The organism is Parabacteroides sp. B2-S-102 (assembly GCF_023656665.1).
GTDB classification, from domain to species: domain Bacteria; phylum Bacteroidota; class Bacteroidia; order Bacteroidales; family Tannerellaceae; genus Parabacteroides; species Parabacteroides distasonis.
Map to the genome: position 1 here is coordinate 170,489 of NZ_JAMOKM010000008.1, position 23,510 is coordinate 193,998.

The 23,510-nt window shown below is 48.2% G+C and carries 16 protein-coding genes; 3 read left to right on the top strand and 13 right to left on the bottom strand.

Annotated elements, in window-relative coordinates; all coding sequences use genetic code 11:
• Positions 1–23 precede the first annotated feature (23 nt).
• From NBH07_RS12420 to NBH07_RS12450, 7 genes are all read right to left on the bottom strand, one after another.
• Complete coding sequence (locus NBH07_RS12420) at positions 24–1,253, bottom strand: LL-diaminopimelate aminotransferase (RefSeq protein WP_005861937.1); 1,230 nt, start codon at positions 1,251–1,253, stop codon at positions 24–26.
• A gap of 56 nt (positions 1,254–1,309) precedes the next feature.
• Entirely contained in the window at positions 1,310–2,119 is an 810-nt protein-coding gene (dapF, locus tag NBH07_RS12425; RefSeq protein WP_156682550.1) for a diaminopimelate epimerase, read from the bottom strand.
• 754 nt (positions 2,120–2,873) lie between these two features.
• The gene (locus tag NBH07_RS12430; protein WP_036632240.1) at positions 2,874–4,595 is read right to left on the bottom strand and encodes a DUF6383 domain-containing protein; all 1,722 of its coding nucleotides are present in this window, start codon (positions 4,593–4,595) and stop codon (positions 2,874–2,876) included.
• A 122-nt stretch (positions 4,596–4,717) separates the two neighbouring features.
• Positions 4,718–6,382, bottom strand: coding sequence for an asparagine synthase B (gene asnB / locus NBH07_RS12435; protein ID WP_156682549.1), 1,665 nt, complete (start codon positions 6,380–6,382; stop codon positions 4,718–4,720).
• A gap of 26 nt (positions 6,383–6,408) precedes the next feature.
• Positions 6,409–7,833, bottom strand: coding sequence for a glutamate synthase subunit beta (locus NBH07_RS12440; RefSeq protein WP_156682548.1), 1,425 nt, complete (start codon positions 7,831–7,833; stop codon positions 6,409–6,411).
• A 25-nt stretch (positions 7,834–7,858) separates the two neighbouring features.
• The gene (gene gltB, locus NBH07_RS12445) at positions 7,859–12,376 is read right to left on the bottom strand and encodes a glutamate synthase large subunit (protein ID WP_195318978.1); all 4,518 of its coding nucleotides are present in this window, start codon (positions 12,374–12,376) and stop codon (positions 7,859–7,861) included.
• Between the two features lie 261 nt (positions 12,377–12,637).
• Complete coding sequence (locus NBH07_RS12450; RefSeq protein ID WP_005861949.1) at positions 12,638–13,909, bottom strand: DUF3843 family protein; 1,272 nt, start codon at positions 13,907–13,909, stop codon at positions 12,638–12,640.
• Positions 13,910–14,105: 196 nt separating this feature from the next.
• Here NBH07_RS12450 and NBH07_RS12455 point away from each other — a divergent pair, with 196 nt between their 5' ends.
• The 3 genes from NBH07_RS12455 (at position 14,106) to NBH07_RS12465 (ending at position 19,165) form a co-directional block, all read left to right on the top strand.
• On the top strand, positions 14,106–16,904 hold the full coding sequence (locus tag NBH07_RS12455) for a TonB-dependent receptor (protein ID WP_156682546.1): 2,799 nt from the start codon (positions 14,106–14,108) through the stop codon (positions 16,902–16,904).
• Positions 16,905–16,948: 44 nt separating this feature from the next.
• Positions 16,949–18,592 carry a beta-helix domain-containing protein gene (locus NBH07_RS12460; protein ID WP_005861954.1) on the top strand — a complete coding sequence of 548 codons (1,644 nt, stop codon included), beginning with the start codon at positions 16,949–16,951 and terminating at the stop codon, positions 18,590–18,592.
• Between the two features lie 102 nt (positions 18,593–18,694).
• Complete coding sequence (locus NBH07_RS12465; protein WP_005861956.1) at positions 18,695–19,165, top strand: toxin-antitoxin system YwqK family antitoxin; 471 nt, start codon at positions 18,695–18,697, stop codon at positions 19,163–19,165.
• 175 nt (positions 19,166–19,340) lie between these two features.
• On the opposite strand, the gene NBH07_RS12470 is transcribed toward NBH07_RS12465, so the two are convergent.
• The 6 genes from NBH07_RS12470 to NBH07_RS12495 form a co-directional block, all read right to left on the bottom strand.
• Positions 19,341–19,772 (bottom strand): RNA-binding S4 domain-containing protein, encoded by a 432-nt coding sequence (locus NBH07_RS12470; protein WP_005861957.1) that lies wholly within the window; start codon positions 19,770–19,772, stop codon positions 19,341–19,343.
• Between the two features lie 21 nt (positions 19,773–19,793).
• Positions 19,794–20,357, bottom strand: coding sequence for an aminoacyl-tRNA hydrolase (gene pth / locus NBH07_RS12475; protein ID WP_009018514.1), 564 nt, complete (start codon positions 20,355–20,357; stop codon positions 19,794–19,796).
• An 85-nt stretch (positions 20,358–20,442) separates the two neighbouring features.
• The gene (locus NBH07_RS12480; protein WP_005861962.1) at positions 20,443–21,027 is read right to left on the bottom strand and encodes a 50S ribosomal protein L25/general stress protein Ctc; all 585 of its coding nucleotides are present in this window, start codon (positions 21,025–21,027) and stop codon (positions 20,443–20,445) included.
• A 136-nt stretch (positions 21,028–21,163) separates the two neighbouring features.
• Entirely contained in the window at positions 21,164–21,955 is a 792-nt protein-coding gene (locus NBH07_RS12485) for an SDR family NAD(P)-dependent oxidoreductase (protein ID WP_005861964.1), read from the bottom strand.
• Positions 21,955–23,178 carry an NADH:flavin oxidoreductase gene (locus tag NBH07_RS12490; protein WP_005861966.1) on the bottom strand — a complete coding sequence of 408 codons (1,224 nt, stop codon included), beginning with the start codon at positions 23,176–23,178 and terminating at the stop codon, positions 21,955–21,957. Before NBH07_RS12490 ends, NBH07_RS12485 begins: the two co-directional genes overlap by 1 nt.
• Before the next feature lie 36 nt (positions 23,179–23,214).
• Positions 23,215–23,508 (bottom strand): PG0541 family transporter-associated protein, encoded by a 294-nt coding sequence (locus NBH07_RS12495; protein ID WP_005861968.1) that lies wholly within the window; start codon positions 23,506–23,508, stop codon positions 23,215–23,217.
• Between the last annotated feature and the right edge of the window lie 2 nt (positions 23,509–23,510).

Consider the following 23,510-nt stretch of genomic DNA (forward strand, 5'->3'; position numbering starts at 1 on the left):
TATTGTTGTTTATAGTAAATGACTTATCTTAGCCACTTCCTCAGCCTAGCCATGGCCTCTAGGGTGTCATCCCTATCGCCGAAAGCGGTGAGGCGTAGATAACCTTCCCCGCTCGGTCCGAATCCCACTCCGGGGGTTCCGACTATCTTGACTTCATAAAGCAGTTTGTCAAAGAATTTCCATGAGGAGAGGCCGTCCGGGGTCTTTAGCCAGAGGTATGGGGCGTTATCGCCTCCGTACACCGTGAGACCGCAGTTTTGCAGGCCCTCTTTCATGATCTTCGCGTTGGTCATATAATAATTGATAGTAGCTGTCACTTGCTGTTTCCCGGCGGTGGAATAAACCGCTTCCGCACCCCGTTGGGTTATGTAACTGGTTCCGTTGAATTTCGTGCATTGGCGACGGTTCCATAATTTGTTCAACTGTACCCGTTGCCCGTCCAGCGTGAAGGCGTTCAGCTCCTTCGGTACGACCGTGTATCCGCAACGTATCCCCGTGAACCCGGCGGTTTTAGAGAAGCTCCGGAATTCGATAGCTACCTTCTTCGCTCCTTTGATCTCGTAGATAGAGTGGGGGATATTCGGGTCCTGTATATAAGCTTCGTAAGCGGAGTCGTACATGATAAGCACGTCGTTGGCAAGGGCATAGTTTACCCATTTCTTCAATTCGTCCTTAGTCAAGGTCGTTCCGGTCGGGTTATTGGGATAGCAGAGGTAAAGGATGTCCACCCTGCGACTGGGCAGATCCGGTACGAAGTTGTTTTCCTCCGTGCAAGGGATGTATACGACATCGCTCCATTTCCCGTTTTCCAATACCCCGGTGCGTCCGCTCATTACGTTCGAGTCGATGTAGGCCGGATATACGGGGTCTGTCACCCCGATACTATTGTCGTGGCGGAGCATGTCACCTATATTTCCACAATCGCTTTTCGCTCCGTCGCTGATGAATACCTCGCTCGGTTCGATAAAGACTCCCCGGCTGGCATAATCGTTCTTGATGATAGCGTCGATTAGGAAAGGATATCCCTGCTCGGGGCCATATCCGTGGAATGTATCCTTGCTCGCCATTTCTTCCACGGCTTTATGCATCGCCTCAATAACGGCGGGGGCAAGTGGTTGCGTAACATCACCAATACCCATTCGAATGATCTTATCTTTGGGATGGGTAACCTTGAAGCTGTTTACCTTTTTCGCGATGTCGGAGAAAAGGTAATTGTTCTGTAGTTTCAGGAAATGTTCATTAATTAGTGCCATACTCAGTTCTTTTGTTTTTATGTTGTTGTTTTTGTTGTTTTGTCTTGTTCCCCGTGTCAGACTTTGATGAATCCCTCGAACACGTTGACCGCTCCGCCGGTCATAAAGACCTTACCGCTTCGCTCGTCCCACTCGATGGTTAAAGGGCCCCCATCCATGATGACCTTCGTCTTTCGCTTTGTCTTCCCACGTACGACCCCGGCCACGGCGGTGGCGCAAGCTCCGGTTCCGCAGGCTTGTGTGATGCCGGAACCTCGTTCCCACACCCTCATCCGTACCTCGTCCGGCTTTAGCACCTGCACGAACTCCACGTTTGTCCGGTCCGGAAAAAGCGGGAGGCATTCCAGTAACGGGCCTACGCTTGCCAGACCGACCTGGTCCATCTCGTCCACGAAGATAACCAAGTGAGGATTTCCCATAGAGATGACGGTGCCGGTGTAAATTTCTCCTCCAGCCTCAACCTCCAAGGCCATCTCGCCTACGGCAGGCATTCCCATATCTACCGTGACCTCGGTGACCTCTTCATGCTCTATTTTCAATTGTAGCTCTTTGATACCTGATAAGGTCTCTAAGGTAACCTTGTTCTTTTGCGTTAGGCCGGCCTCATAGACATATTTGCCAATACATCTGGATGCGTTTCCGCACATCATCGCCTCGGAGCCGTCCGCATTATAGATATGCATGCTGAAATCCGCGATGTCTGAAGAACCTATCAAGACCAAACCATCAGATCCTATGCCTGTGTGCGGCTTGCTCCATGCGATAGATAATTCCTCGGGGTTGTCTATCGGATAGACCATCGTGTTTACATAGATGTAATCATTTCCGGCACCGTGCATCTTTGTGAATCTGATTGATTTTGTCATTTTGATGATATTATTCTTTATATTATTTCTTTTTGTTTTATTGTAATGCAAATATATAACGTTTTGATAAGTATATAACAGGTGAGAGGCTCGAATGTTTTATAAATATGAGGTTTGTAATAGATTGAAGTTATAATATATGCTTTTAGTTATAAATGATAATTAGAAGTGTGCGTTTTGGTTTTATATCGTAATATATGCTTTGTGAATATGGGTTGCTGTAACTGTAAGTAAAAAAACTATATATCTATCTATTTGCTTAAAATAAGTCTGTTTGTCTGACGAGCCTCTTTTTCAAGAAGCCTCAACTAGGGATAGATAATGGGTGAAAATACGTATTTAACCACTGATTTCTACGTAAAAGGTCATGTTTTGTCACACGAAAGGTTGCGTTGGGCGACGCAAGTAGTGGCGTTAGCCAACGCAATAGGTCGCGTAAGGCGATACATATAGTCGCGTCGGGCGATACAACCGTATGAAATGCCTCTTTTATCCGTATAAAAAACATGTTTTGACCCGTATAAATGTGAACTAGCATGAATTATTTCTCTAGAACAAAAGGTCGTATTTGGCTAATATATTACTAAACAATCATTTGCTAATATTTTTTCTCATATTTAGGGACGAGAAGTACATCAGGCCAGAAAAATCAACTCTCCGGGAGTTTGGTTTACAAATTGACAAAAAGAGAGGAGCTACTCGGTTTTGTTTCCGGATAGCTCCTTTTATCAGATTAACTAATTATCTAGATAATTTATTTTACGAACTTAACAGTTGTCTTATGAGCAGATCTCAAGAGCTTAGACTGATCGATTGAGATCATATAAATACCGTTCGGCATATTCGGAGTGCTGATGTATTGCTCATCGCTAGTGATGATACCCGTAGAAACAACTTTACCTACCATATTAACGATTACATAATTACCCTTACCATTCTTTACATAAAGACCGCTAGCGGTTGTAGATACCGTAACCTCTTGAACCTCGTCACTGATAGTCTCGTTATCGGTGATGATACCCATAGCGTCAGATGTAATATATAATGTCGCCATGTTGACATTTTCTTTAATGCCATCGCCTTTAGGATCAACAGCAGGACTAAAGTCTACCGTAATTTTAGTATCATTTGTAGGAGCCGTAGCCTTGATATTCATGACATTCTCTTTATTGCTTCCTTTCAAGAAGTTGATATCTACAATCATCTTTGTATCTTTTAAGCTCGTAGCTTCAACTTTTGTCGTTGCGTCGATTTCCATTACACGAATAACCTCATCTTTTTTAGCTTCGTAAATAGAATCAATTGTAATAGTGTAATTGGTTTCTGCGCTTGCTTTAAGATTACTAACGACACCATTAACAAGAGAGGACATAATAGAATTGATCGCTGTGCTCATTGTTGCTGGCATTGTAACGATCTGTTTAGACATTGGAGTCCAAGCTGTATTTACGTCAGCACGTACTGAATCTGTTGTCGTTAAAACTAGATTTGCTCCAGATACGCCAATTGTCGGAGTCAACTTCTTGTATCCTTTGATTTTGCTAGATGCGGCATCATATGAAGTCAAGACAATAGAATCAGCAGGCATGCCTGTTGTCGATTTCAAGTTTGCATATACGACGGCGTCACCCATTGGCAATTTTGCGTTAGGAGCTTGTAGAGGTTTACCGAATAAGCTAGCCTTGATAGTACTTTCTGTCATCAACTTTGTCATATCAAGAGATATTTGGAAGTTCGGGACTTGAGCTAACGTTGCTGCTAGACTACGTAAATTATCTTCTAAAGTAATCGTATAATCAATCGTACCAGAGCTATTTGCTGTTTCTGTTAGGCTTATCAATTTTCCATCTTTAAGCGGGAAATTAGGGATCATGCTACCCACGGTACCTAACCAACCTAATTTCAATTCTACGGATAAGCTGTTGAAAGGAAGAATGGTTCCTTTGTTCCCGGTCTTGATTAATACCGATAATAAATTTGTGGGTTTACCCGTTTCTGCGTCAACTAAAGCAGCTGCGGATACATCAATTTTCTCTGGTAAATCAATTTTTACGGATTGTCCGTTAAGTGAAACGTTATATTCTTTATAATCACTGAATGTCAGTTTTACGTCATTAACGATCCCTGCGATGAAATCACCCATTCCCGGTGCTATCGCAGAAAAATCCATAGAACTAAGATCCAATTTTAAACTATCAGGAGTAACCGAGATTGGATTTAATTGATCTGCACGTAGGCTTGATACTTGAGGCAAAAATAAAGGGGAATTAATTATGCTTTCGATATTAGGATTTGTGAGAGACATGAAATCAACTCCACTAATTTGCTTTACTTGATCAAAAACGGCAGGAACAATAACTTTAACAACAGCAGCCTTTTCTTTATCTGTTAATTGTTTTTGTTGTTGTGCCATCACTGGGGTGGTAGCCATGAATGTAGCGGCTGCCAAACTAATGCATGTAAAGATTTTCTTCATATAAATTTGTTTTAAAGTGTTTTATGACTCTAGCTGGCAAAGTTATTATAAAAATTAAATGCACCAGCGTTTATTATTCATAAAAGTTGGTGCATTTTGCTACTAAAGAAAAGAAATATTCGTCAATAAGCGGATTCATGTACGCCTTTTATGGCCCTGCCGCTTGGCTCGTTCATGTTTTTGAAAGCCGAGTCCCAAGCTAAAGCCTCTGCGGTAGAACACGCTACGCTAGGAATGGAAGGTACGCTTCTCGCCGCGCTTTCGCTGGGGAAATGCTCTTCAAAGATGGAGCGGTAATAATACTCTTCCTTGTTTTGGGGCGGATTGATCGGGAATCGTTTGGCGGCATTCGCCATCTCTTCATCAGTGACCGACTCGGAGGTTATTTTCTTTAATGTATCGATCCAGCCATAGCCTACCCCATCCGAGAATTGCTCTTTTTGCCGCCAAGCGATCTCCTTGGGCAAGCTGTCGGAAAATGCTTCTCGAAGTATCTTCTTCTCGATGGTCGTACCCGGGCACATCTTTGCCACCGGATTCAGACGCATGGCCACATCAAGAAACTCTTTATCCAAGAACGGCACTCGTCCTTCTACGCCCCATGCGCAAAGGCTTTTGTTAGCGCGCAAGCAATCATATAAATACAGTTTGCTTAATTTACGCAGGGTCTCTTCATGGAAAGCCTGTGCGTTCGGGGCCTTATGGAAATATAAATATCCCCCGAATACCTCGTCCGCACCCTCGCCGCTTAGTACCATCTTGATACCCATGCTCCGGATCACACGGGCCAATAAATACATGGGGGTGGAGGCTCGGACGGTAGTGACATCATAGGTCTCGATATGATAAATGACATCTCGTAAAGCGTCCAATCCTTCTTGTATCGTATAATGGATCTCATGATGAACCGTACCGATCGCATCCGCTACTTTACGGGCGGCGATCAAGTCCGGGGCATCTTTCAATCCGATGGCGAACGAGTGGAGTTGAGGCCACCATGCGTCCGCTTTCCCATTGGTCTCGATGCGTTTCGCTGCGTATTTCTTGGCGATAGCGGAGGTGATGGAGGAATCCAAACCTCCGGATAGAAGGACGCCGTAAGGGACATCGCTCATCAGTTGGCGTTTGACGGCGGCTTCCAGCGCATCGTGAAGTTGTTGTACGTCGGTAGGATTATCTTTCACGTTGGCGTAATCCATCCAGTCACGGGTGTACCATCTCGTGAGTTTCCGGTCTTCGCTATAGAAATAATGACCGGGGAGGAACGGTTCGTAATGAGTGGCGAAGCCTTCAAGCCCTTTTAACTCGGAAGATACCATCAAGTGCCCCTTGTCATCGTATCCGATGTAGAGCGGGATCACGCCGATCGGGTCACGGGCGATCAAGTAAACCTCTTTCTCCTCGTCATAGAGAGCGAAGGCGAAAATACCGTTGAGATCCTCGATGAAATCAATCCCTTTCTTCTTGTATAAGGCGAGGATCACCTCGCAATCGGAGCCGGTTTGGAACTCGTAATCGCCTTTTAACCGTTCTCGTAATTCCTGATGGTTGTAGATCTCTCCGTTGACGCAGAGGATGAGTTTCCCGTCGGGGCTGACCAAAGGTTGTCCTCCGGAGGCGGGGTCTACGATGGAAAGGCGTTCATGGGCCAAGATAGCGGTTTTGCCTTGGTAGATACCACTCCAGTCCGGCCCCCGGTGACGGATTCGTTTACTCATTAATAACGCTTGTTTACGCAGGGCTTGCGCTCCGTCGTGTATATTGAATATCGCTGTTATACCACACATGATCATTAAAAATTGAAAGTTGAAAATTAGTTGGTTTGTAAGAAACGGTCGATGGATCGGGCGACATTACGGCCGGAGGCCATCGCTTTTACGACTAGGCTCGCTCCGCTGACAGCGTCTCCGCAGGCGAATAGGTTGCTGTTGGCGGTATATCCGGCGTTGTCTACGGCGATGTTATCGCGGTTGTCGGTAGCCAATCGCAGTTCTTTGATCAATCCTTCTTGCTCCGGATGCAGGAAGCCCATGGCGAGGAAAACCAGATCGGCCTCGATGATCTCTTTCTTGCCGGTCAGCCTCATCTGCGGACGGCCTCCGTCTGGGGAGGGAACCCATTCGACTTCTTCTACCTCAACCCCTATCAGGTTGTTTTTCTCTCCGATAAAACGTTTAGAGGCTAGGTTCCACCGGCGGATACAACCTTCCTCATGGCTGCTGCTGGTTTTCAGTACTTGGGGATACATGGGCCAAGGTGTCGCCGGATTCTGTCCGACGGGTGGCTGGGGCATGATCTCGATCTGGGTGACACAGGCCGCCCCATGACGGTTCGCTGTCCCTACGCAATCGCTACCCGTATCGCCTCCGCCAATCACTAAGACTTTCTTGCCCTTACAATTGATCTGGCTTTTGGGAGGGATCGGGATGCCTTCTAAGATCCGGTTCTGCTGGCTTAATAACTCCAAGGCGAAATGTACGCCTCTTAAATGACGTCCCTCGATAGATAGATCCCGGGGAACCTCGGCGCCGATCGCTACGCAAACAGCGTCGAAATCTTTCACTACATCTTTCGCTAATATCTCTTTGCCGACCATCGTGTTTACACGGAAAAGAATCCCTTCTTGCTCCATGATGCGGATACGGCGATCGATAATGTGCTTGCCTAGCTTGAAATTGGGGATGCCGAAGCGTAGCAAGCCGCCCGGTAACTCATCTTTCTCGAATACGGTGACTTCATATCCTTTTCGGTTCAATTGGTTCGCTACGGTCAATCCGGCGGGACCGCTACCGATCACGGCTACCTTTTTCCCGTTGCGTACCGGTTGGATAGGCTGTACGTATCCTTCCCGGAAAGCGGTTTCCACGATAGCCGCCTCGTTCTCACGGATCGTGACAGGTTCGTCGCAGCTAAGTTTCAGTACGCAGCTTTTTTCGCAGAGGGCGGGGCAGACACGTCCCGTGAACTCCGGGAAATCGTCGGTCTGCTCTAATACGTGATATGCCTCTTTGTAACGGCCTTTGTATAACAAATCTTGCCATTCTGGTTGCTTGTTACCCAGCGGGCAGGCCCAGTGGCAGAAGGGTACGCCACAATCCATGCAGCGGGAGGCCTGCGTACGGCGGTCGCCGCTGTTCAAGGTCTGTTCTACCTCGCTGAAATCATCTATACGTTCGTGGACGGGACGATAGCCCGCCTCTTGTCTATGTATCGTTAGAAATGCTCTTGGGTTTCCCATAGTTCTCTTGTTTTTGTGTAAATATTTAGTAGTCTTTCTGCATCTCCGCAATCTTGCGTTGGAGTTTGCGCATCTGTTCCTCTTGGAGTACTTTCTTGTATTCGATCGGGACGATCTGGATGAACTCATCCACGTACTTGTTCCAGTTATCGAGCATCAATCCGGCCAGATGGCTGCCGGTATGATGATAATGCTTGCGGATCAATTCATGAAGTTCCTTTCGTGAGGTGCTATCCTCGATCAAGGAAAGCTCTACCATTTCCATGTTACAATAGTAATCGAAATCACCATTCTTGTTCCACACGTAAGCGACACCACCACTCATTCCGGCGGCGAAGTTCCGGCCTGTATTGCCTAAGACGACAACCCGGCCTCCGGTCATGTACTCGCAACAATGGTCGCCTACACCTTCCACGACAGCGATCGCCCCGGAGTTTCGCACGCAGAAACGCTCTCCGACCCGGCCGTTGATATAGACCTCACCACTGGTAGCCCCATATAATAAGGTATTACCGGCTATCGTATTGTCTTCCGCTATAAAGGTGGAGCGTACCGGAGGCATTAAACTGATGTGTCCGCCACTCAATCCTTTTCCGAGATAGTCGTTCGCCTCGCCTTCCAACCGGAAATGTATGCCGTGAGCCAGAAAGGCTCCGAAGCTCTGGCCCGCCGCCCCCTTGAACTTGATATGCAGGGTGTTCTCCGGTAACCCGATGTTCCCGTACCGCTTGGCGATCTCTCCGGAAAGCATGGCTCCTACGGAACGATCGGTGTTGGCTATCGCATAATCCAACGATACTTCCTGTCCGGATTCGATGGCGGCCTTTGCGTGACGGATGATATCCACATCTTTCACGTTGTCGATCGCGTGGAGTTGACGGGTGACATGATGGATGGCCTGCGTGGCGGCTTGTTCCGGTAGATGGATCAAGCGGCTGAGATCCAATAGATCATGTTTCTCGATATGATCAGAAGGTTTACGCATGAGTAAGTCCGTACGGCCAATGATATCGTCTAGTTTCGTATAGCCTAGCTCTGCCAGATATTCCCGAACTTCACGGGCGAGGAAGGTGAAGAAATTCACCAAATATTCGTGTCGACCATGAAAGCGTTTACGTAATTCCTCATCTTGGGTAGCGACACCTACCGGACACGTGTTCATATGGCATTTACGCATCATCACACAACCTAAAACGATCAAGGCGGAGGTGGCGAATCCAAACTCCTCGGCACCCAGCATCGCCATCAATACGATATCCCGTCCGGTTTTCAATTGTCCGTCTGTTTGCAAGCGGACTTGTCCCCGGAGGCCGTTCATCACTAGTGTCTGTTGAGTCTCGGATAGACCTAGCTCGGGTGGGATTCCGGCGTAACGGATAGAGCTTATCGGGGAAGCCCCCGTTCCTCCTTCCGCCCCGGAGATCACGATCCGGTCCGCTTTAGCTTTGGCTACGCCGGCGGCGATAGTTCCCACGCCACTCTCGGATACGAGTTTCACACTGATCTCGGCTTGAGGGTTCACGTTCTTCAGATCGAAGATCAATTGCGCCAAGTCCTCGATCGAGTAAATATCGTGGTGAGGTGGGGGAGAGATCAGAGAGATACCCGGGATCGAGTGACGGGTTCTCGCTATGATATCGTTCACCTTATAGCCGGGAAGCTGTCCTCCTTCGCCCGGTTTCGCTCCTTGGGCGACCTTGATCTGGATCTCGTCGGCGTTTACCAGATATTCCGTGGTCACGCCGAAGCGTCCGGAGGCTACTTGCTTGATGGCGGAGCGGAGCGATAACCCGTCCTCACGGGAGATGAAACGGGCCGAGTCCTCACCACCCTCGCCCGTGTTACTGCGTCCGTGTATCTTGTTCATGGCTATGGCTATCGTCTCGTGCGCTTCCCGACTGATAGAACCGAAGCTCATCGCTCCCGTGACAAAGCGACGCATGATCGCTTCTTCCGGCTCTACCTGCTCCAAGGGGATCGGGGTGCGTTGTTTGAAGGTCAGGAAGTCACGCAAGAATATGGGGCTTTCCTTCTCATCAACCACATGGGAATATTCCTTGAATTTCTTGTAGCTCCCCAAGCGGGTAGCCAGTTGAAGCATGGAAATGGTACCCGGGTTCCAAGCGTGTTTCTCGCCATCCTTGCGGAAGGAATAAATGCCTTTATGTTCCAATAAAGAATCCGTGGGGTGGGAGAATGCGTCATTGTGCATGGCGATCGCATCTGCCGCTATCTCTTCCAAGCGGATACCACCGATGTTGCTGGTGGTTCCCCCGAAGTAAGTCTCTGCCAGATCCCGGCTTAGGCCGATCGCCTCGAAAAGCTTTGCTCCCCGATAACTGCGGATCGTGCTGATCCCCATCTTGCTCATAACCTTGAATAAACCCTTGCAAATGGCTTTTACGTAATTCTTCTCGGCAGTCTCGTAATTCAATTGTATCTCTTGTCTGTCTACCAGATCATCTAAGATAGCGAAAGCCATATAGGGGTTGATGGCACTGGCTCCGTAGCCTAGTAAGAGGGCGGCGTGCATTACCTCACGCATCTCGCCGGTTTCCACTACCAGCGCTGTTTGCACCCTTTTCTGCACGGAGATCAGATGGTGATGCACGGCGCTTACCGCTAACAGGGAGGGGATCACCGCTTTTTTCTCATCTACGTTCCTGTCGCTTAAAATGATGTAGTTAACGCCGTCGGTGACGGATTGCTCCGCTTGTTTACATAATTCGTCCAAGGCAGCTTTCAGTCCTGCGCATCCTTTCTCTGCGTTAAACAAAGTGGGGAGCTTAACACTTTTAAAGCCCTTATACCGGATGTTACACAGGAGATCCAGTTGCGTATTGGTCAAGATCGGATGGTTCAGCCGAACCATTTTACAGTGGCTCTCGGTTGGAACTAAGATATTGCTTCCCACCGCCCCGATATACTCGGTCAGGCTCATGACGAGTTCCTCGCGGATCGGGTCGATCGGCGGGTTGGTTACTTGGGCGAATTGTTGGCGGAAATAATTATAGAGGATTTGCGGACGGGCGGATAATATGGCCAGTGGCGTATCGTTGCCCATGGAGCCGACCGGTTCCGCCCCTCCCGTGCACATCGGTACGATGATACGTTCGATATCCTCACGGCTGTATCCGAACGTACGCAGTAGCTTGTCGTATCCCTCTACCTTATGAGGGATCTTACGGCCGGATTTCAACTCGTCCAATTCCACCCGGTTTTTCTCCAGCCAAGTACGGTAGGGCTGGGCGTTCGCCAGTTGTTCCTTCAGCTCGCTATCGTAATAAATCTCGCCTTTCTCGGTATCGATGAGTAAGATCTTTCCGGGTTGCAGACGGCCTTTTTCCTTGATCTCGTTAGGCTCGAAATCCATGACGCCGACTTCGGAGGCCACGACCATCATGTCATGTTTCGTGATCAGGTAACGGGCGGGGCGGAGACCGTTACGGTCTAGCATGCCTCCGGCGTAGCGTCCGTCGCTAAAGAGCAGGGCGGCAGGCCCGTCCCACGGTTCCATCAAGATGGAGTGATATTCGTAGAAAGCCTTTAGGTCTTCGGAGATCGGGTTCTTCTCGTTGAAACTCTCCGGTACCAGCATCGCCATGGCATGCGGCAGGCTCATCCCGGAGGCCACGAAGAATTCCAATACGTTATCCAGTGAGGCACTGTCACTCATGCCCGGCTGGATGATCGGGCGTATATCGTTGATATCCGGGATTCTGGGGGAGGAGAGTACGCTCTCCCGGGCCTCCATCCATCCCCGGTTGCCTCGTATCGTGTTGATTTCCCCGTTATGTGCCAGTAGGCGGAAAGGTTGCGCCAGACTCCAAGTGGGGAAGGTGTTGGTGCTGAAACGTGAGTGTACCAAGGCCAGTCCGCTAGTGAAATAAGGTTGCGTCAGGTCCGGAAAGTAATGGCGTAGCTGCATGGATTCCAGCATGCCTTTGTAAACGATGTTTTTGGTGGAAAGAGACGCTATATAGAAATCATCCTTGGCCGGAAGGTCGGTGGCCGATACCCTTTTCTCGACCCGCTTACGTATGAGGTATAGCTTTAGTTCCAGCTCTTGCTGATCGTTGCAGCCGATGATGAATATCTGCTTGATATCTGGTTCGGTCGCTTGTGCGTCCTTTCCCAAGATTTCCGTATGAACGGGAACTTTGCGTAAGTGCATCAAGGTTAATCCCTCTTTCTCGATCTCCTCGATGAGGATACTGAGGATACTCGCTTGCTGTTCCTCGTCTTTCGGGAGGAAGATTAGTCCGGTGCCATATTTGCCTTTCTCTGGAACCGGAATTCCTTGCAGGAGGATGAACTCATGCGGGATCTGTAATAGGATTCCCGCTCCGTCACCCGTTTTGTTATCGGCTCCCTCAGCGCCTCGATGCCTCATGTTCTCTAGTACCTTAAGGGCTGATTCGATGATGTCGTGCGATTTCTCGCCGTGGATATTTACTAACATTCCTACTCCACAAGCGTCATGTTCATAAGACGGGTCGTATAATCCTTGTCTGCTATTAAAATGATTCTTGTTTGTTTTCATTTGCTGACCTTATGTTTGTGTATAAATAATTATTGCGTCAATTTGTTTTACAAATATAGGTATTAATGACATAATGTGATTGCTTGCCGGGGCGAAAGAGCGGGAAAAAGATAAGAATATCTTGTCTGATGTTTCTATTTGTAATAATTTACTGGGTTTATTCTTTTTATTTGAAAGGTATTTGGTTTGTGGATTTACTAAATGAAAGATGAGCTAAAAAAGAAGCACCGTCACGTTTTGCGACAGTGCTTTCTATCTGTTTTATCTATTGGGATATTCTCGGATGAAATAGCGGGCTAGGAACTTCCAATTCTCTTGTATGATCGCCTTGCCACGTTCTGGGCTGATAAGGCTTTTCGTTTGCGCGTCGGCCAGCATGCCTCGCTTTACCAGCTCAGGCAGGAAGTAAACGCTGCAATGTTTCACGATGAAGAAAGAGAGCGCTTGCTTGGCGGCACGGTTAGCGTCGTAGAAGGGATTGTTCTCATCCTTGATCAGCTCCACGTCTCGGGTGATGACTTGGGCGCCTTCCTCGGGCGTGGCGTAGATCGCCAGTTTCTTGCCTTGCCAGTCTTCGGGAAGATGGAAGTTCTCGGCGGGGATAAGGCCGGAAGTCTCCGTGATAAATGTTTGTGCATCTTCGGTCTTGTCGAAATAGAGAAGCAGTTTGTCACCTGCGGCTTTGCGGAAAGTCTCGTATTGTTGGCGGTTTTCCTCCAGCATATCGTCGGGCAGGGTGGCTACAGACTCGTCGGCGGTGTTCTGAAATACCGCATGGTCGGGATGCTCGGCGGGCAATATCTTTGCCAGCCATTGCGGGGAGGTCAGACCTAGCAAGGAGGTCTTGCTGGTGTAGGCCATCATGCCGTGGCTGTTGACGAGCAGGTTGTTAAGCTGCTCTTGGTTGAGGTCGGGCTGCTCCTTCCAGCGGTCGTGGGCGAAGTCGCTCAGTTCCCGGGCCGACTCAGGCAGGATATAGGATTCGTAATGGAACCATTGCAATAGACGATCGTAATCCTCTTGCCGCTCGTAGCGGGTATCAAGGGCGAAAAGCTTGGCCATGCGGGTATTCTCCGGCGCCGTGGTCCACTCTTTGCAGAACAGGTCGTAGATAAGCATGCCGGTGGATTCGTTGGCAGGGTTGTCCGGACTGACAAAAGTGCCTTTACGATAGCCGTGATACTGCTGGGTATAATGCCAAAGGAGGAAACGCACGTCCTCAAGGTTCACCTCATCGTCGTAATAATGATCGTCCGGAGTGTAGAAGGGGAGGTATTTGCCGTATAGCTCCTTATGGGTAAGGATGAAGGCACGCCAAAGCCCCATGCCGGAGATCACGTCTTCGAAGTAGGCGGCCATGCGGATACAGATCTGCTTTGTTTCCTCGCCCTCGAAGGAGTTTACCAACTCGGTCTTCTCCATGATATCGTAGATACGGTTCGCTATTCCGGTATAATAGGAATCCACGGGAGTGCTTTGTTTATAGGGATGCAACTGCAACCAGTCTTTCGGGAAAATTTTAATGTTCTTCATGTTATTAAATGTCTTTATGCATTCAGGAGTGCAAATGTAGTAAAAATACGTTAGCTATGTCAAACGATAAGGAAAAGTTGCGGTCTTAAAAATGTAACATTTGTTGTCTTCATTGTTATTGGATCTAAACATCTTTGAAATACCGCCCCCGTACTTTTGCGTCGAAATCAAAGATGAAATAATAAGTAGTAAGATAATGGGAAAGAGTTTAAGGGGCAAAAGATTGAAAAGGTTAGGGCTTTTCTGGGTGGGAGTTTTCCTGTCATTCTCTCTATGGGCACAAACAGGGGTTATCTGCGGGACGGTTACGGACGCTAAGATGAAAGAACCGTTGATCGGCGCCTCGGTCGTGATCGAGGGGACTACGGTTGGCGCTATCACGGATATAGACGGTAATTTTCGTATCGAGAACGTGAAGCCGGGTACTTATACGGTAGCCGCCTCTTACGTGTCGTACCAAACGCAAACGGTAAAGGATGTTCCGGTAGTCGCACGCCAAGAGGCGGTGTTGAATATCGAGCTTTCCGACGCTAACCTCCAATTACAGAATGTGGTCGTAGTGGCCCAACGGAAATTGGGAACCGAGATGGCCGTATTAAATACCGTACGCAAGAGCCTTCCGGTCGTGAATGGTATCTCCGCCCAGCAAATCAGTAAAACACAGGATAGCGATGCCGCCGAGGTACTACGCCGTATCCCGGGAATCACCATCGTGGACGACCGTTTCATCGTGGTCCGGGGTCTGGCGCAACGTTATAATAATGTATGGCTGAACAATGCCACGACCCCTTCCAGCGAGACGGACAGCCGTGCCTTCTCGTTCGATGTGCTTCCTTCTTCCTTGATCGATAACATGATGATCTACAAGAGTCCCTCGGCCGAGCTTCCGGCGGATTTCTCCGGCGGTTTCGTGCGGGTGATGACCAAGAATATCCCGGACGGGAACACCTTCAACGTATCCTACCAAATGGGCTTTAACACGAACGCCACCTTCCGTAACTTCCAGCTGACGGACGGCACGGCGAAGGACTACCTTGGATTCGGAGCGGACGTGAGAAACCTGCCTTCCTCTTTCCCCGCCCATTTAGGAGAACACTCCACGGATGAGGCGGCAGCCTTTACCCGCCAAATCAACCAACGTTGGGGGATCAACAAGTTCACCGCCATCCCCGACCAGAAGATTTCCCTTACCTCGCACCGCTCTTATGATGTGGGCGGCTGGAAGATCGGAAATATCACGAACTTGAACTGGAGTACCGAGTTCGATTACTCGGAGACGGTGAATAACAACTACATCGCCTACGACGTGAAGAACGACGTATCTCGTCCCCGCTTTGAGTACAACGATATCCGCTATAAAAATACCTCCAAGCTAGGGGCCCTCTTTAACTGGTCATTCCAACGGGATGGCAGTAAATATGAGCTTCGCAACTTTTTCAGCCAGCGTGGCGTTTCCGCTCTGACACAAAGGGAAGGAATGAACTATTATTCCGACAAGGATATCCGTAAATGGGAATCCCTCTATACCGGGCGTACCACTTACTCTGGGCAGATCAGCGGTGTGCATACCTTGCGAGAAAATGTCAACAAGGTGGATTGGACGGTGGGCTATGCCTTCGCCTCCTACCGTGAGCCGGATCGTAAGATCGTGAACTCCATCCTTGACGAGAACCGTACGGAACAGCCGAACTACTATGTCTCTGACCCGATGCGTTATTACCAAGAATTGAAGGATCACAGCGCCTCGCTAGCCGCCAACTACGAACATAAATTCACCGTATCCGATAGGTTCGCTCCTGTTCTCAATGGAGGTGTCTACGGTGAATATAAGAGCCGTACCTTCGCTGCCCGTCGCTTTGGCTACAACCTGTTGGGTAGCGGCTACGACCGGTATGCGGACTGGGATTATACGGAGTTGTTCGCCGACGAAAATATCTCGGCGGATAAGATATGGATGCGTGAGACAACTACGAACAGTGACTCTTATACTTCCGAGAACATGTTGGGAGCCGCCTATGTCTCCGCTAAATTGAACTATGGGGAGGTGCTGAACGCTAATATCGGTGTTCGCATGGAATACTACCAATTGAAGATGGACGGATATAGCTCGGACGGTACTACTCCGGTACACTTGGATAATAAGACGACGGATTTCTTCCCTTCAGTTAATGTTGCCTACAACCTCTCACAAAAACATTTGGTCCGCGCCGCTTACGGTCGCTCGGTCAACCGTCCGGAGTTCCGAGAGGTAGTGCCTTACGTGTACTTCAACTTCGAGCGAGACGCAAACATCGTGGGTAATACGGAGTTGAAGAACGCTTACGCTGACAATATCGATCTTCGTTATGAGTTCTATCCCGCCGCGGGCGAGATGATCACGATCGGCGGTTTCTACAAGCACTTCAAGGATCCTATCGAGGAGACGTACAACGAGGCTGGTTCCGGCCTGCAATATACCTATCATAACGCGAAGAACGCCGAGACCTTCGGCGTAGAGTTGGACGTTAAAAAGAACCTCGACTTTATAGGGCTGCGAGGCTTGAGCTTTGTGTGCAACGCCGCATATATCTATAGCCGTGTCCGTTTCGAGGAAGGGGCACCGGAGCGGGATCGCCCTTTGGCAGGGCAATCCCCCTACTTGGTTAATGCCGGTTTTTTCTACCAGTACGATGACAAGGGGATTTCCGCCTCCCTGCTCTATAACCGGATCGGGAAGCGTATTGAGTCGGTCGGTGTCCCGATGCAGAACCAGGACGAGGATATCCCTGATATATATGAGATGCCCCGCAACTCGTTGGATCTTACTTTCTCGAAGAAGATTGGCAAGATTGTCGAGATCAAGGCGGGAATCCAGGATATATTGAACTCCAAGGTCGAGTACAAGCAGTTCGTGAAACTGACAGACGACAAAGGCGGCAAGAGCGAGCGTGAGCAACTGATCCGCAGCTATCGCCCGGGAGTGGATATCAATATCGGTGTTTCCCTTAGGTTTTGATGTTTAATTGAATATATATATATTACAAACAAAATGTTTTTATTATGAACAGATTTCTCTTAAAAGGTTTGGCCTCTGTGTTAACGATGGCCGTTATGTTTGGGACTGTATCGTGTAGTGATGACGATGATAAACCTGATGGCTCCGTAGCCGTATCGGCTGTGGCAGTCAGTCCTACTACCGCTACTATCAAGGTGGGCGAATCCACTACCTTGTCCGCGACTATTACTCCAAGTGACGCTACGGATAAAACGGTTACATGGAGTACTTCCGATGAAAAGGTAGCGACTGTTGATGCCGGTAAGGTAACAGCCGTGGCCGAAGGTTCCGCTACGATTACTGTAACTACGAAGGATGGCGGTAAAACGGCTACTTGTACCGTGACTGTCTCTAATGATGCTCCGTCTTCCAAAGAGGTGATATTGGAAGGAAATATCACGGCTGATCTAACGATCAACGCTGCCGACAAGAACTTCATGAAAGGCTTCGTATACGTGAAATCAGGCGCTACATTGACTATTGAGGCTGGTTCTGTTATCAAAGGTGTGTCCGTTAGTCCGGGCGAGAAAGCCGCTTCCTTGATTATCGAGCCGGGCGCTAAGATCATCGCCGAAGGTACTGTTGACAAACCGATCGTCTTTACGTCCGATAAAGAGCCGGGTAAACGTTTGACAGGTGACTGGGGCGGTCTGATTATTTGTGGTAACGCTCGTGTGAATCGTACCAATCAACCAACTATCGAAGGAGGACCTGGTACATTATATGGAAATACGACCTCCGATGAGTTTAATGCGGAAAGTTCCGGTAAATTGAAATACGTTCGTATCGAGTTCGCCGGTTATCCTTTGGAGCCAGACAAGGAAATCAATGGCTTAACCTTCGGCGGCGTTGGTAGCGGCACAGAAGTGGAGTTCGTTCAGGTTTCATTTTCGAACGATGATTCTTACGAATGGTTCGGTGGAACGGTAAATGCCAAACACTTGATCGCTTACAAAGGCTGGGATGATGATTTCGATACAGACTTCGGTTATACGGGTAAACTGCAATTCTTGTTGAGCGTACGTGATAAGAATATCGCTGATACTTCAGACTCTAACGGTTTTGAATCTGATAACGACGGTGACGGTTCTTCCAACACTCCGCTTACCAAGCCGGTCTTCTCCAACGTAACCTTGATAGGTCCTTTCTATGGCAAGGTATCCGATAAGACACAGGCTGAGGTGGAAGCCAAGACAGCCGACGCTGCTAACGGTGCCAAGGGTGGTAAATTCCAGGCAGCCATGCACCTGCGTCGTAATACCAGCTTGAATGTTTACAACTCCGTATTCACCGGCTGGCCTTACGGACTTCGTGCTACTGATAAGAAAGGTACGGCAAACGATGGCATCGCCATCAAGAATGTGATCTTTGCTGGTATGTGGAAGAACTTCTATGAGGATGATAAGGTAAGTGAGAACTTCTTCAATCTTGCCGGTAGCAACACGACTCTGGCAACGACCAACGAGATTATCTCTAAAGATGGTGATTACTCTTCTGTCGTAGCTTCAGCTGTGCAAGGCGCTGAATTTGTCGATGAGGTATTGAACAACAGCTTCTTCGAAAAAGTAACTTACAAAGGTGCTTTCGACGGAAAGAATGACTGGACTGCCGGTTGGACTAATTGGGATCCTCAAAATACCGAATATTAATCAAGCTTGGCATTGAATAGGTTGTGAATTTGTTAAAGGCACTGAGGTATCCGGAAAGATCCCTCGGTGTCTTTTTATGTATAATTTAGATAAGAATGTATCATGAATAAAAAGCTATTGTTACTTTCCGCTTTTTTGGCGGGAGCCTCTTGGACCGTGCTGGCGCAAGACTTGGTATTGAGCGAGGGACAGTATTATACCGATGAGACACAAACCACCCCGTATACGGGCCGCTATACGGAATTCTATGAGGATGGCATGCTCAAGATGGAGCTGTACCTGAAGGATGGCCGTCCCGAGGGAACCTATGTGATCTATTATCCGGATGGCAAGATCGCCGAGGTGCGTTCCTACTATCACGGGATCTTCCATGGTGAATGGCGCACGTATAGCGATAACGGCCAGCTGATCGGCCTGGCTTCTTATAAGGAAGGGCAAAAGGACGGCCCTTGGCGTATCTGGAGCGATAAGGGAAATTTGTTGTATGAGATGTTCTATACGGCAGGGAAGAAATCTGGTGTCTGGCGTAGCTGGGATGAGGAGGGGAATCTGCTTTCCGAGGAGAATCAATAGGAATAATTGCCGTTTACATACCGTTGTAACGACATTTACCTCTAATGGTAAATGTTTTTTCCTCTAGAGGTAAATGTCGTTACATCAGTATGTAAACAGTTTTACCTCTAGGTGAAAATACTTTTACTTCTTGATGAAAATATTGGTAAATGTAATTGGGTGGAAATCAGCATGCTTACTCCTCATCCTCTTCTCCAAAGTCGAACTCGAAATCGAATCCGTCATCCATGAATTCCGGCTCAGTGAATTGCTCCAGTTCACGACGGTCTTTCTTGGTAGGACGTCCGAGACCTTTCGCACGGTTCACGAAACCGGAGATACGGTTCATCTCCAGAATCTCATACTGATCCGGGGTTGTCACGTTCTCCAAGTAATTCGGGACGAGCTTCGCGCCCACACGATTCTCGATCAATCCGATTACCTTAAAAGAGAAGGTGATCGGCGGTTTACGCACTTGGATCACATCGCCAACCTTGATCATGCGGGAAGGTTTGATCGTTACTCCACCTATCATGATACGCCCTTTCTTGCAAGCTTCCGCGGCTATCGTGCGGGTCTTAAAGATACGGGTCGCCCACATCCATTTATCGATACGTACCTCGTTCATATCTGTATTCTCAGTCTCTTTTTATTTATTATTAAATTGATTCATCGTAATCTGGATGCCGGCGAGGCAGAAGCTCTTGATGATCTCTGTCGCACGATCCAATATCTCTGGCATCAATTGCAATTCCTCCGGGGGAAATTTCCCTAGCACGTAATCGATCTGTCCGCCCCGTGGAAAATCGCTGCCTATGCCGAAACGAAGGCGGGAATATTCCTGCGTATTCAATAACTGGGCGATATTCTTCAACCCGTTATGCCCGGCGTCGCTACCCTTTGGTTTCAGACGTAAGGTTCCGAATGGCAATGCCAGATCATCTACGACAATCAATAGATTTTCCACGAGAATGTTCTCTTTTTGTAACCAGTACCGAACGGCGTTGCCGCTGAGGTTCATAAAAGTATTCGGCTTTAGCACGATCAAGTCACAGTTTTTCACCCGTATGCGTGCGATTGCCCCGTATCGCTCCTCAGTGAAATTGCCTCCTACGCTCTCTACCAGATGGTTGACAACCCGGAAACCTATATTATGACGGGTTCCCCAATATTCGGAACCGATATTACCAAGTCCTGTTATCAAATATTTCATTATCCTCGAATCTATAAAAGAAAGGGGAAGAACATTCTATGAATATCCTCCCCTTCATGTATTGTAATAATGTTTTTACCTCAGATTATCCTTTAGCCTGAGCACCACGAGCGGCACGAGTCAATTGAACGGCGCAAACAACAGCGTTTTTAGCGTTCATCAATTCAAGACCTTCGAAGTGCAAAGCACCTACCTGCATAGTCTTACCTAAGCCAAGGTGATCTACATTAATCGTCAACTTTTCAGGGATTTGATCGTATATAGCTTTCACTTTCAGTTTTCTCATTTGAAGAGACAACTTACCACCGGCTTTAACACCTTCTGCGTGACCTTCCAAAACAACCGGAACTTCCATTACTACGGCTTTGTCCTTAGATACTTCCAAGAAGTCCATGTGAAGGATTTCGTCAGTTACAGGTTGAAACTGCATGTCCTTAACGATTGCCATCGTCTTGTTACCGTCAATGCTTAACTCAACAACGAAAATCTCCGGAGTGTAAACCAACTTACGAACGGCTTCTTTTGTAACCGTGAAGTGAGTTACTTTTTCGCCACCGTATAATACAGCAGGAATTTCATTGTTCTTACGCATTGCTTTCAAGGCTCTTTTCTGATCAGCGGAACGAGCGACGATCTCTCTTCCTTTTCCTTCTAACTCAAATGTCTTCATTTTCTTTAATTTTTGTGTTACTCAAAATTAGTTATTTTGCTTCCTAATTTCCCATCACACGGTACGGGGCTAAAAAGCGGTGCAAAGATACGATTTTTGTTTGATGTGACAAATATTTCGCATGTTATTTGTCGGATTATCGATCTAGCTTCACTAATTTCGTGGTTCGCATGATCCAACGGACAAGGCCGTGGGGGAGGAGCATTACGAGGGGTGTGCATATTTTGTTGAAGAGACCCGGTAATAGGGAAGCCCGGTGGTGAAACAAGGCATTAATCCCTTTTTTAGCCAGTTTTTCCGGACGCATCATGATACCTAGGCGGATCGCTAAGGTCTTTAAGTTGTCGCTTAGGTTATATAAATTCGTGGCGACGGCGCCGGGACAAAGTACGGTTACGCTTACTCCATAATCCAGTAACTCTGAACGCAAGCCCCGGGAGAAACTTTTCAAGTATCGCTTGGTGGAAGCGTACAGCGTAATTCCCGGATAAGGTAGCCAACAAGATAGGGATGACATATTGAGGATATATCCATGACGCCGTTTCTTCATCTCTTGCCCAAAATAATAACAGAGCTGGGTAGGAGTAGTCACGTGGAGGTAGAGCATTTTCTCGACGATGTTGGCCTTAGCTTGTAAGGTCTCGCAGAAAAAAAACATACCGGCGTTATTGACCAATACCTCTATTGGGATGTTTTTCTCTTGGCAAGTATCATATAGCTCCTTGGCCGCCCCGGGGATCGCCAAATCACGATAAAGCGGCAAAACTTCTATACCATATTTCTCGGAGAGAAACTCACCTTTCTCCCGGATCGCCTGTTCCTCATTGCTGACGATCACTAACTGATAGCCTCGTGAGGCTAGTTCCTCGGCATAGGCGAGACCTATTCCGGAACTGGCCCCCGTGACTAAAGCCCATTTCTTTTCCATTATTTATATTCAAGCCTTTTGATTTCACGTACGATACATTCCGGAAGACCTTTCACGTTCTTATGACAGACCATATCCTCGCTATACATACGGGCGATACAATAGTTACTATGCCCACAATCGCAACGGGCGTGCTCGTCTTCTTTCATACGGTTGACGAAGCCCGGCTCGTTCACCAAGGCACGTGCCATGGCCACAAACTCGAACCCGTCGTTCAGTACCTCCTCGATCTTGTCTCTGGAGACCAATCCTCCTACGTAAATAAGAGGTAAATGTAAGGCTTTGCGGAATTTCAACGCATCTTCAAGGAAGTAAGCCTCCTTAAACGGTTCCGAGGGAATCATATATTTACCCACCATGCGGATTCCAATCGGTAGATAGCCCCTAGGCATATAATACGCCATCGTACGGATCGGCATTTCTCCCCGCATTACATACATGGGGGCACGGCTCACGAATCCGCCGCTTAGTACTAAGGCATGCGCTCCGCATTGGTCTTGGAGTGTACGGGCTACTTCTAGGCATTCGTCTATTTCAAGTCCTCCCTTGAACCCGTCCCGCATATTGGTCTTTACGGTTACGGCCATGTCGGAACCTGCTGCTTTCATCACCTCTTCCATACACATTCTCATGAAGCGCATACGGTTCTCAAGGCTTCCTCCATATTCGTCTTTCCGGTGGTTGGTGTACGGGGAAAGGAATTGGCTGATCAGATAACCATGCCCGGCATGGATCTCGACAGCGTCCATACCTGCCTCACGTGCCAATCGTACGGCCTCACCGTAGGCACGAGCCATGGAAGCGATCTCGGATTGTCTCATACCTCGTACGATCGTGGGAGAGTAGAGGTTGAACCCGCTGGACGCTGAGATAGGCGTGCATCCGCAAATCCGCTTATGCGACATATTACCGCAATGGCCTAACTGGATGGAAGCGGCGGCTCCCTCTTTATGGATAGCGTCGGTGAGCTTGCGGAGGCCGGGAATAATATCCGGACGCATCCACAGCTGACGCTCGAACGACAAGCCGCTTTGCGTCACGGCGGCATAAGCTATGTTCGTCATGCCGATCCCTCCGGCGGCTACGGATGTATGATAGTTGAATAACTGCTCCGAGGGAGCGTTTCCCGGGCACATACTCTCGAATGCGGCGGCCCGGATCGTGCGGTTCCTAAGTGTTAGCGGACCGATCTTACCGGGTGTAAACAGGATTGATTTGTCCATATCAATAGATTAATATAGTTGTTCCGAAAAATTAAGTTAGATAGTTTTCTCTATATTCCAGACGAAGGCCCGAAGCCCTTGCGCTTCCGTTTCCTTGTCTAAGTTGTGTAGGATTTCCAGAAAATGATCGACCTTCTCGTCTTCTACCATCGTAAGGATAGCTGAGTTCAAGGTAGGCCAAGCGTGATTGCCGTAATGTGGCTCGCCTGTTTTACTTCCCCGTCCTTGCACGACATCCCAATAGGTAAAACCTTTAAGGTTATTACGGTCCATGATATTGACGATGGTCTCGTAATACGCTTGATTGAAAGATATAAATATCGCTTTCATAT

Excerpts from the sequence above, each read along its gene's own strand:
- NBH07_RS12455 (WP_156682546.1), top strand. The coding sequence starts at position 14,106 with ATGGGAAAGAGTTTAAGGGGCAAAAGATTGAAAAGGTTAGGGCTTTTC.
- NBH07_RS12490 (WP_005861966.1), bottom strand. The coding sequence starts at position 23,178 with ATGGACAAATCAATCCTGTTTACACCCGGTAAGATCGGTCCGCTAACA.
- gltB (WP_195318978.1), bottom strand. The coding sequence starts at position 12,376 with ATGAAAACAAACAAGAATCATTTTAATAGCAGACAAGGATTATACGAC.
- NBH07_RS12480 (WP_005861962.1), bottom strand. The coding sequence starts at position 21,027 with ATGAAGACATTTGAGTTAGAAGGAAAAGGAAGAGAGATCGTCGCTCGT.
- pth (WP_009018514.1), bottom strand. The coding sequence starts at position 20,357 with ATGAAATATTTGATAACAGGACTTGGTAATATCGGTTCCGAATATTGG.
- NBH07_RS12465 (WP_005861956.1), top strand. The coding sequence starts at position 18,695 with ATGAATAAAAAGCTATTGTTACTTTCCGCTTTTTTGGCGGGAGCCTCT.
- NBH07_RS12485 (WP_005861964.1), bottom strand. The coding sequence starts at position 21,955 with ATGGAAAAGAAATGGGCTTTAGTCACGGGGGCCAGTTCCGGAATAGGT.
- NBH07_RS12495 (WP_005861968.1), bottom strand. The coding sequence starts at position 23,508 with ATGAAAGCGATATTTATATCTTTCAATCAAGCGTATTACGAGACCATC.
- NBH07_RS12470 (WP_005861957.1), bottom strand. The coding sequence starts at position 19,772 with ATGAACGAGGTACGTATCGATAAATGGATGTGGGCGACCCGTATCTTT.
- NBH07_RS12430 (WP_036632240.1), bottom strand. The coding sequence starts at position 4,595 with ATGAAGAAAATCTTTACATGCATTAGTTTGGCAGCCGCTACATTCATG.
- NBH07_RS12460 (WP_005861954.1), top strand. The coding sequence starts at position 16,949 with ATGAACAGATTTCTCTTAAAAGGTTTGGCCTCTGTGTTAACGATGGCC.
- NBH07_RS12440 (WP_156682548.1), bottom strand. The coding sequence starts at position 7,833 with ATGGGAAACCCAAGAGCATTTCTAACGATACATAGACAAGAGGCGGGC.
- NBH07_RS12450 (WP_005861949.1), bottom strand. The coding sequence starts at position 13,909 with ATGAAGAACATTAAAATTTTCCCGAAAGACTGGTTGCAGTTGCATCCC.
- dapF (WP_156682550.1), bottom strand. The coding sequence starts at position 2,119 with ATGACAAAATCAATCAGATTCACAAAGATGCACGGTGCCGGAAATGAT.
- asnB (WP_156682549.1), bottom strand. The coding sequence starts at position 6,382 with ATGTGTGGTATAACAGCGATATTCAATATACACGACGGAGCGCAAGCC.
- NBH07_RS12420 (WP_005861937.1), bottom strand. The coding sequence starts at position 1,253 with ATGGCACTAATTAATGAACATTTCCTGAAACTACAGAACAATTACCTT.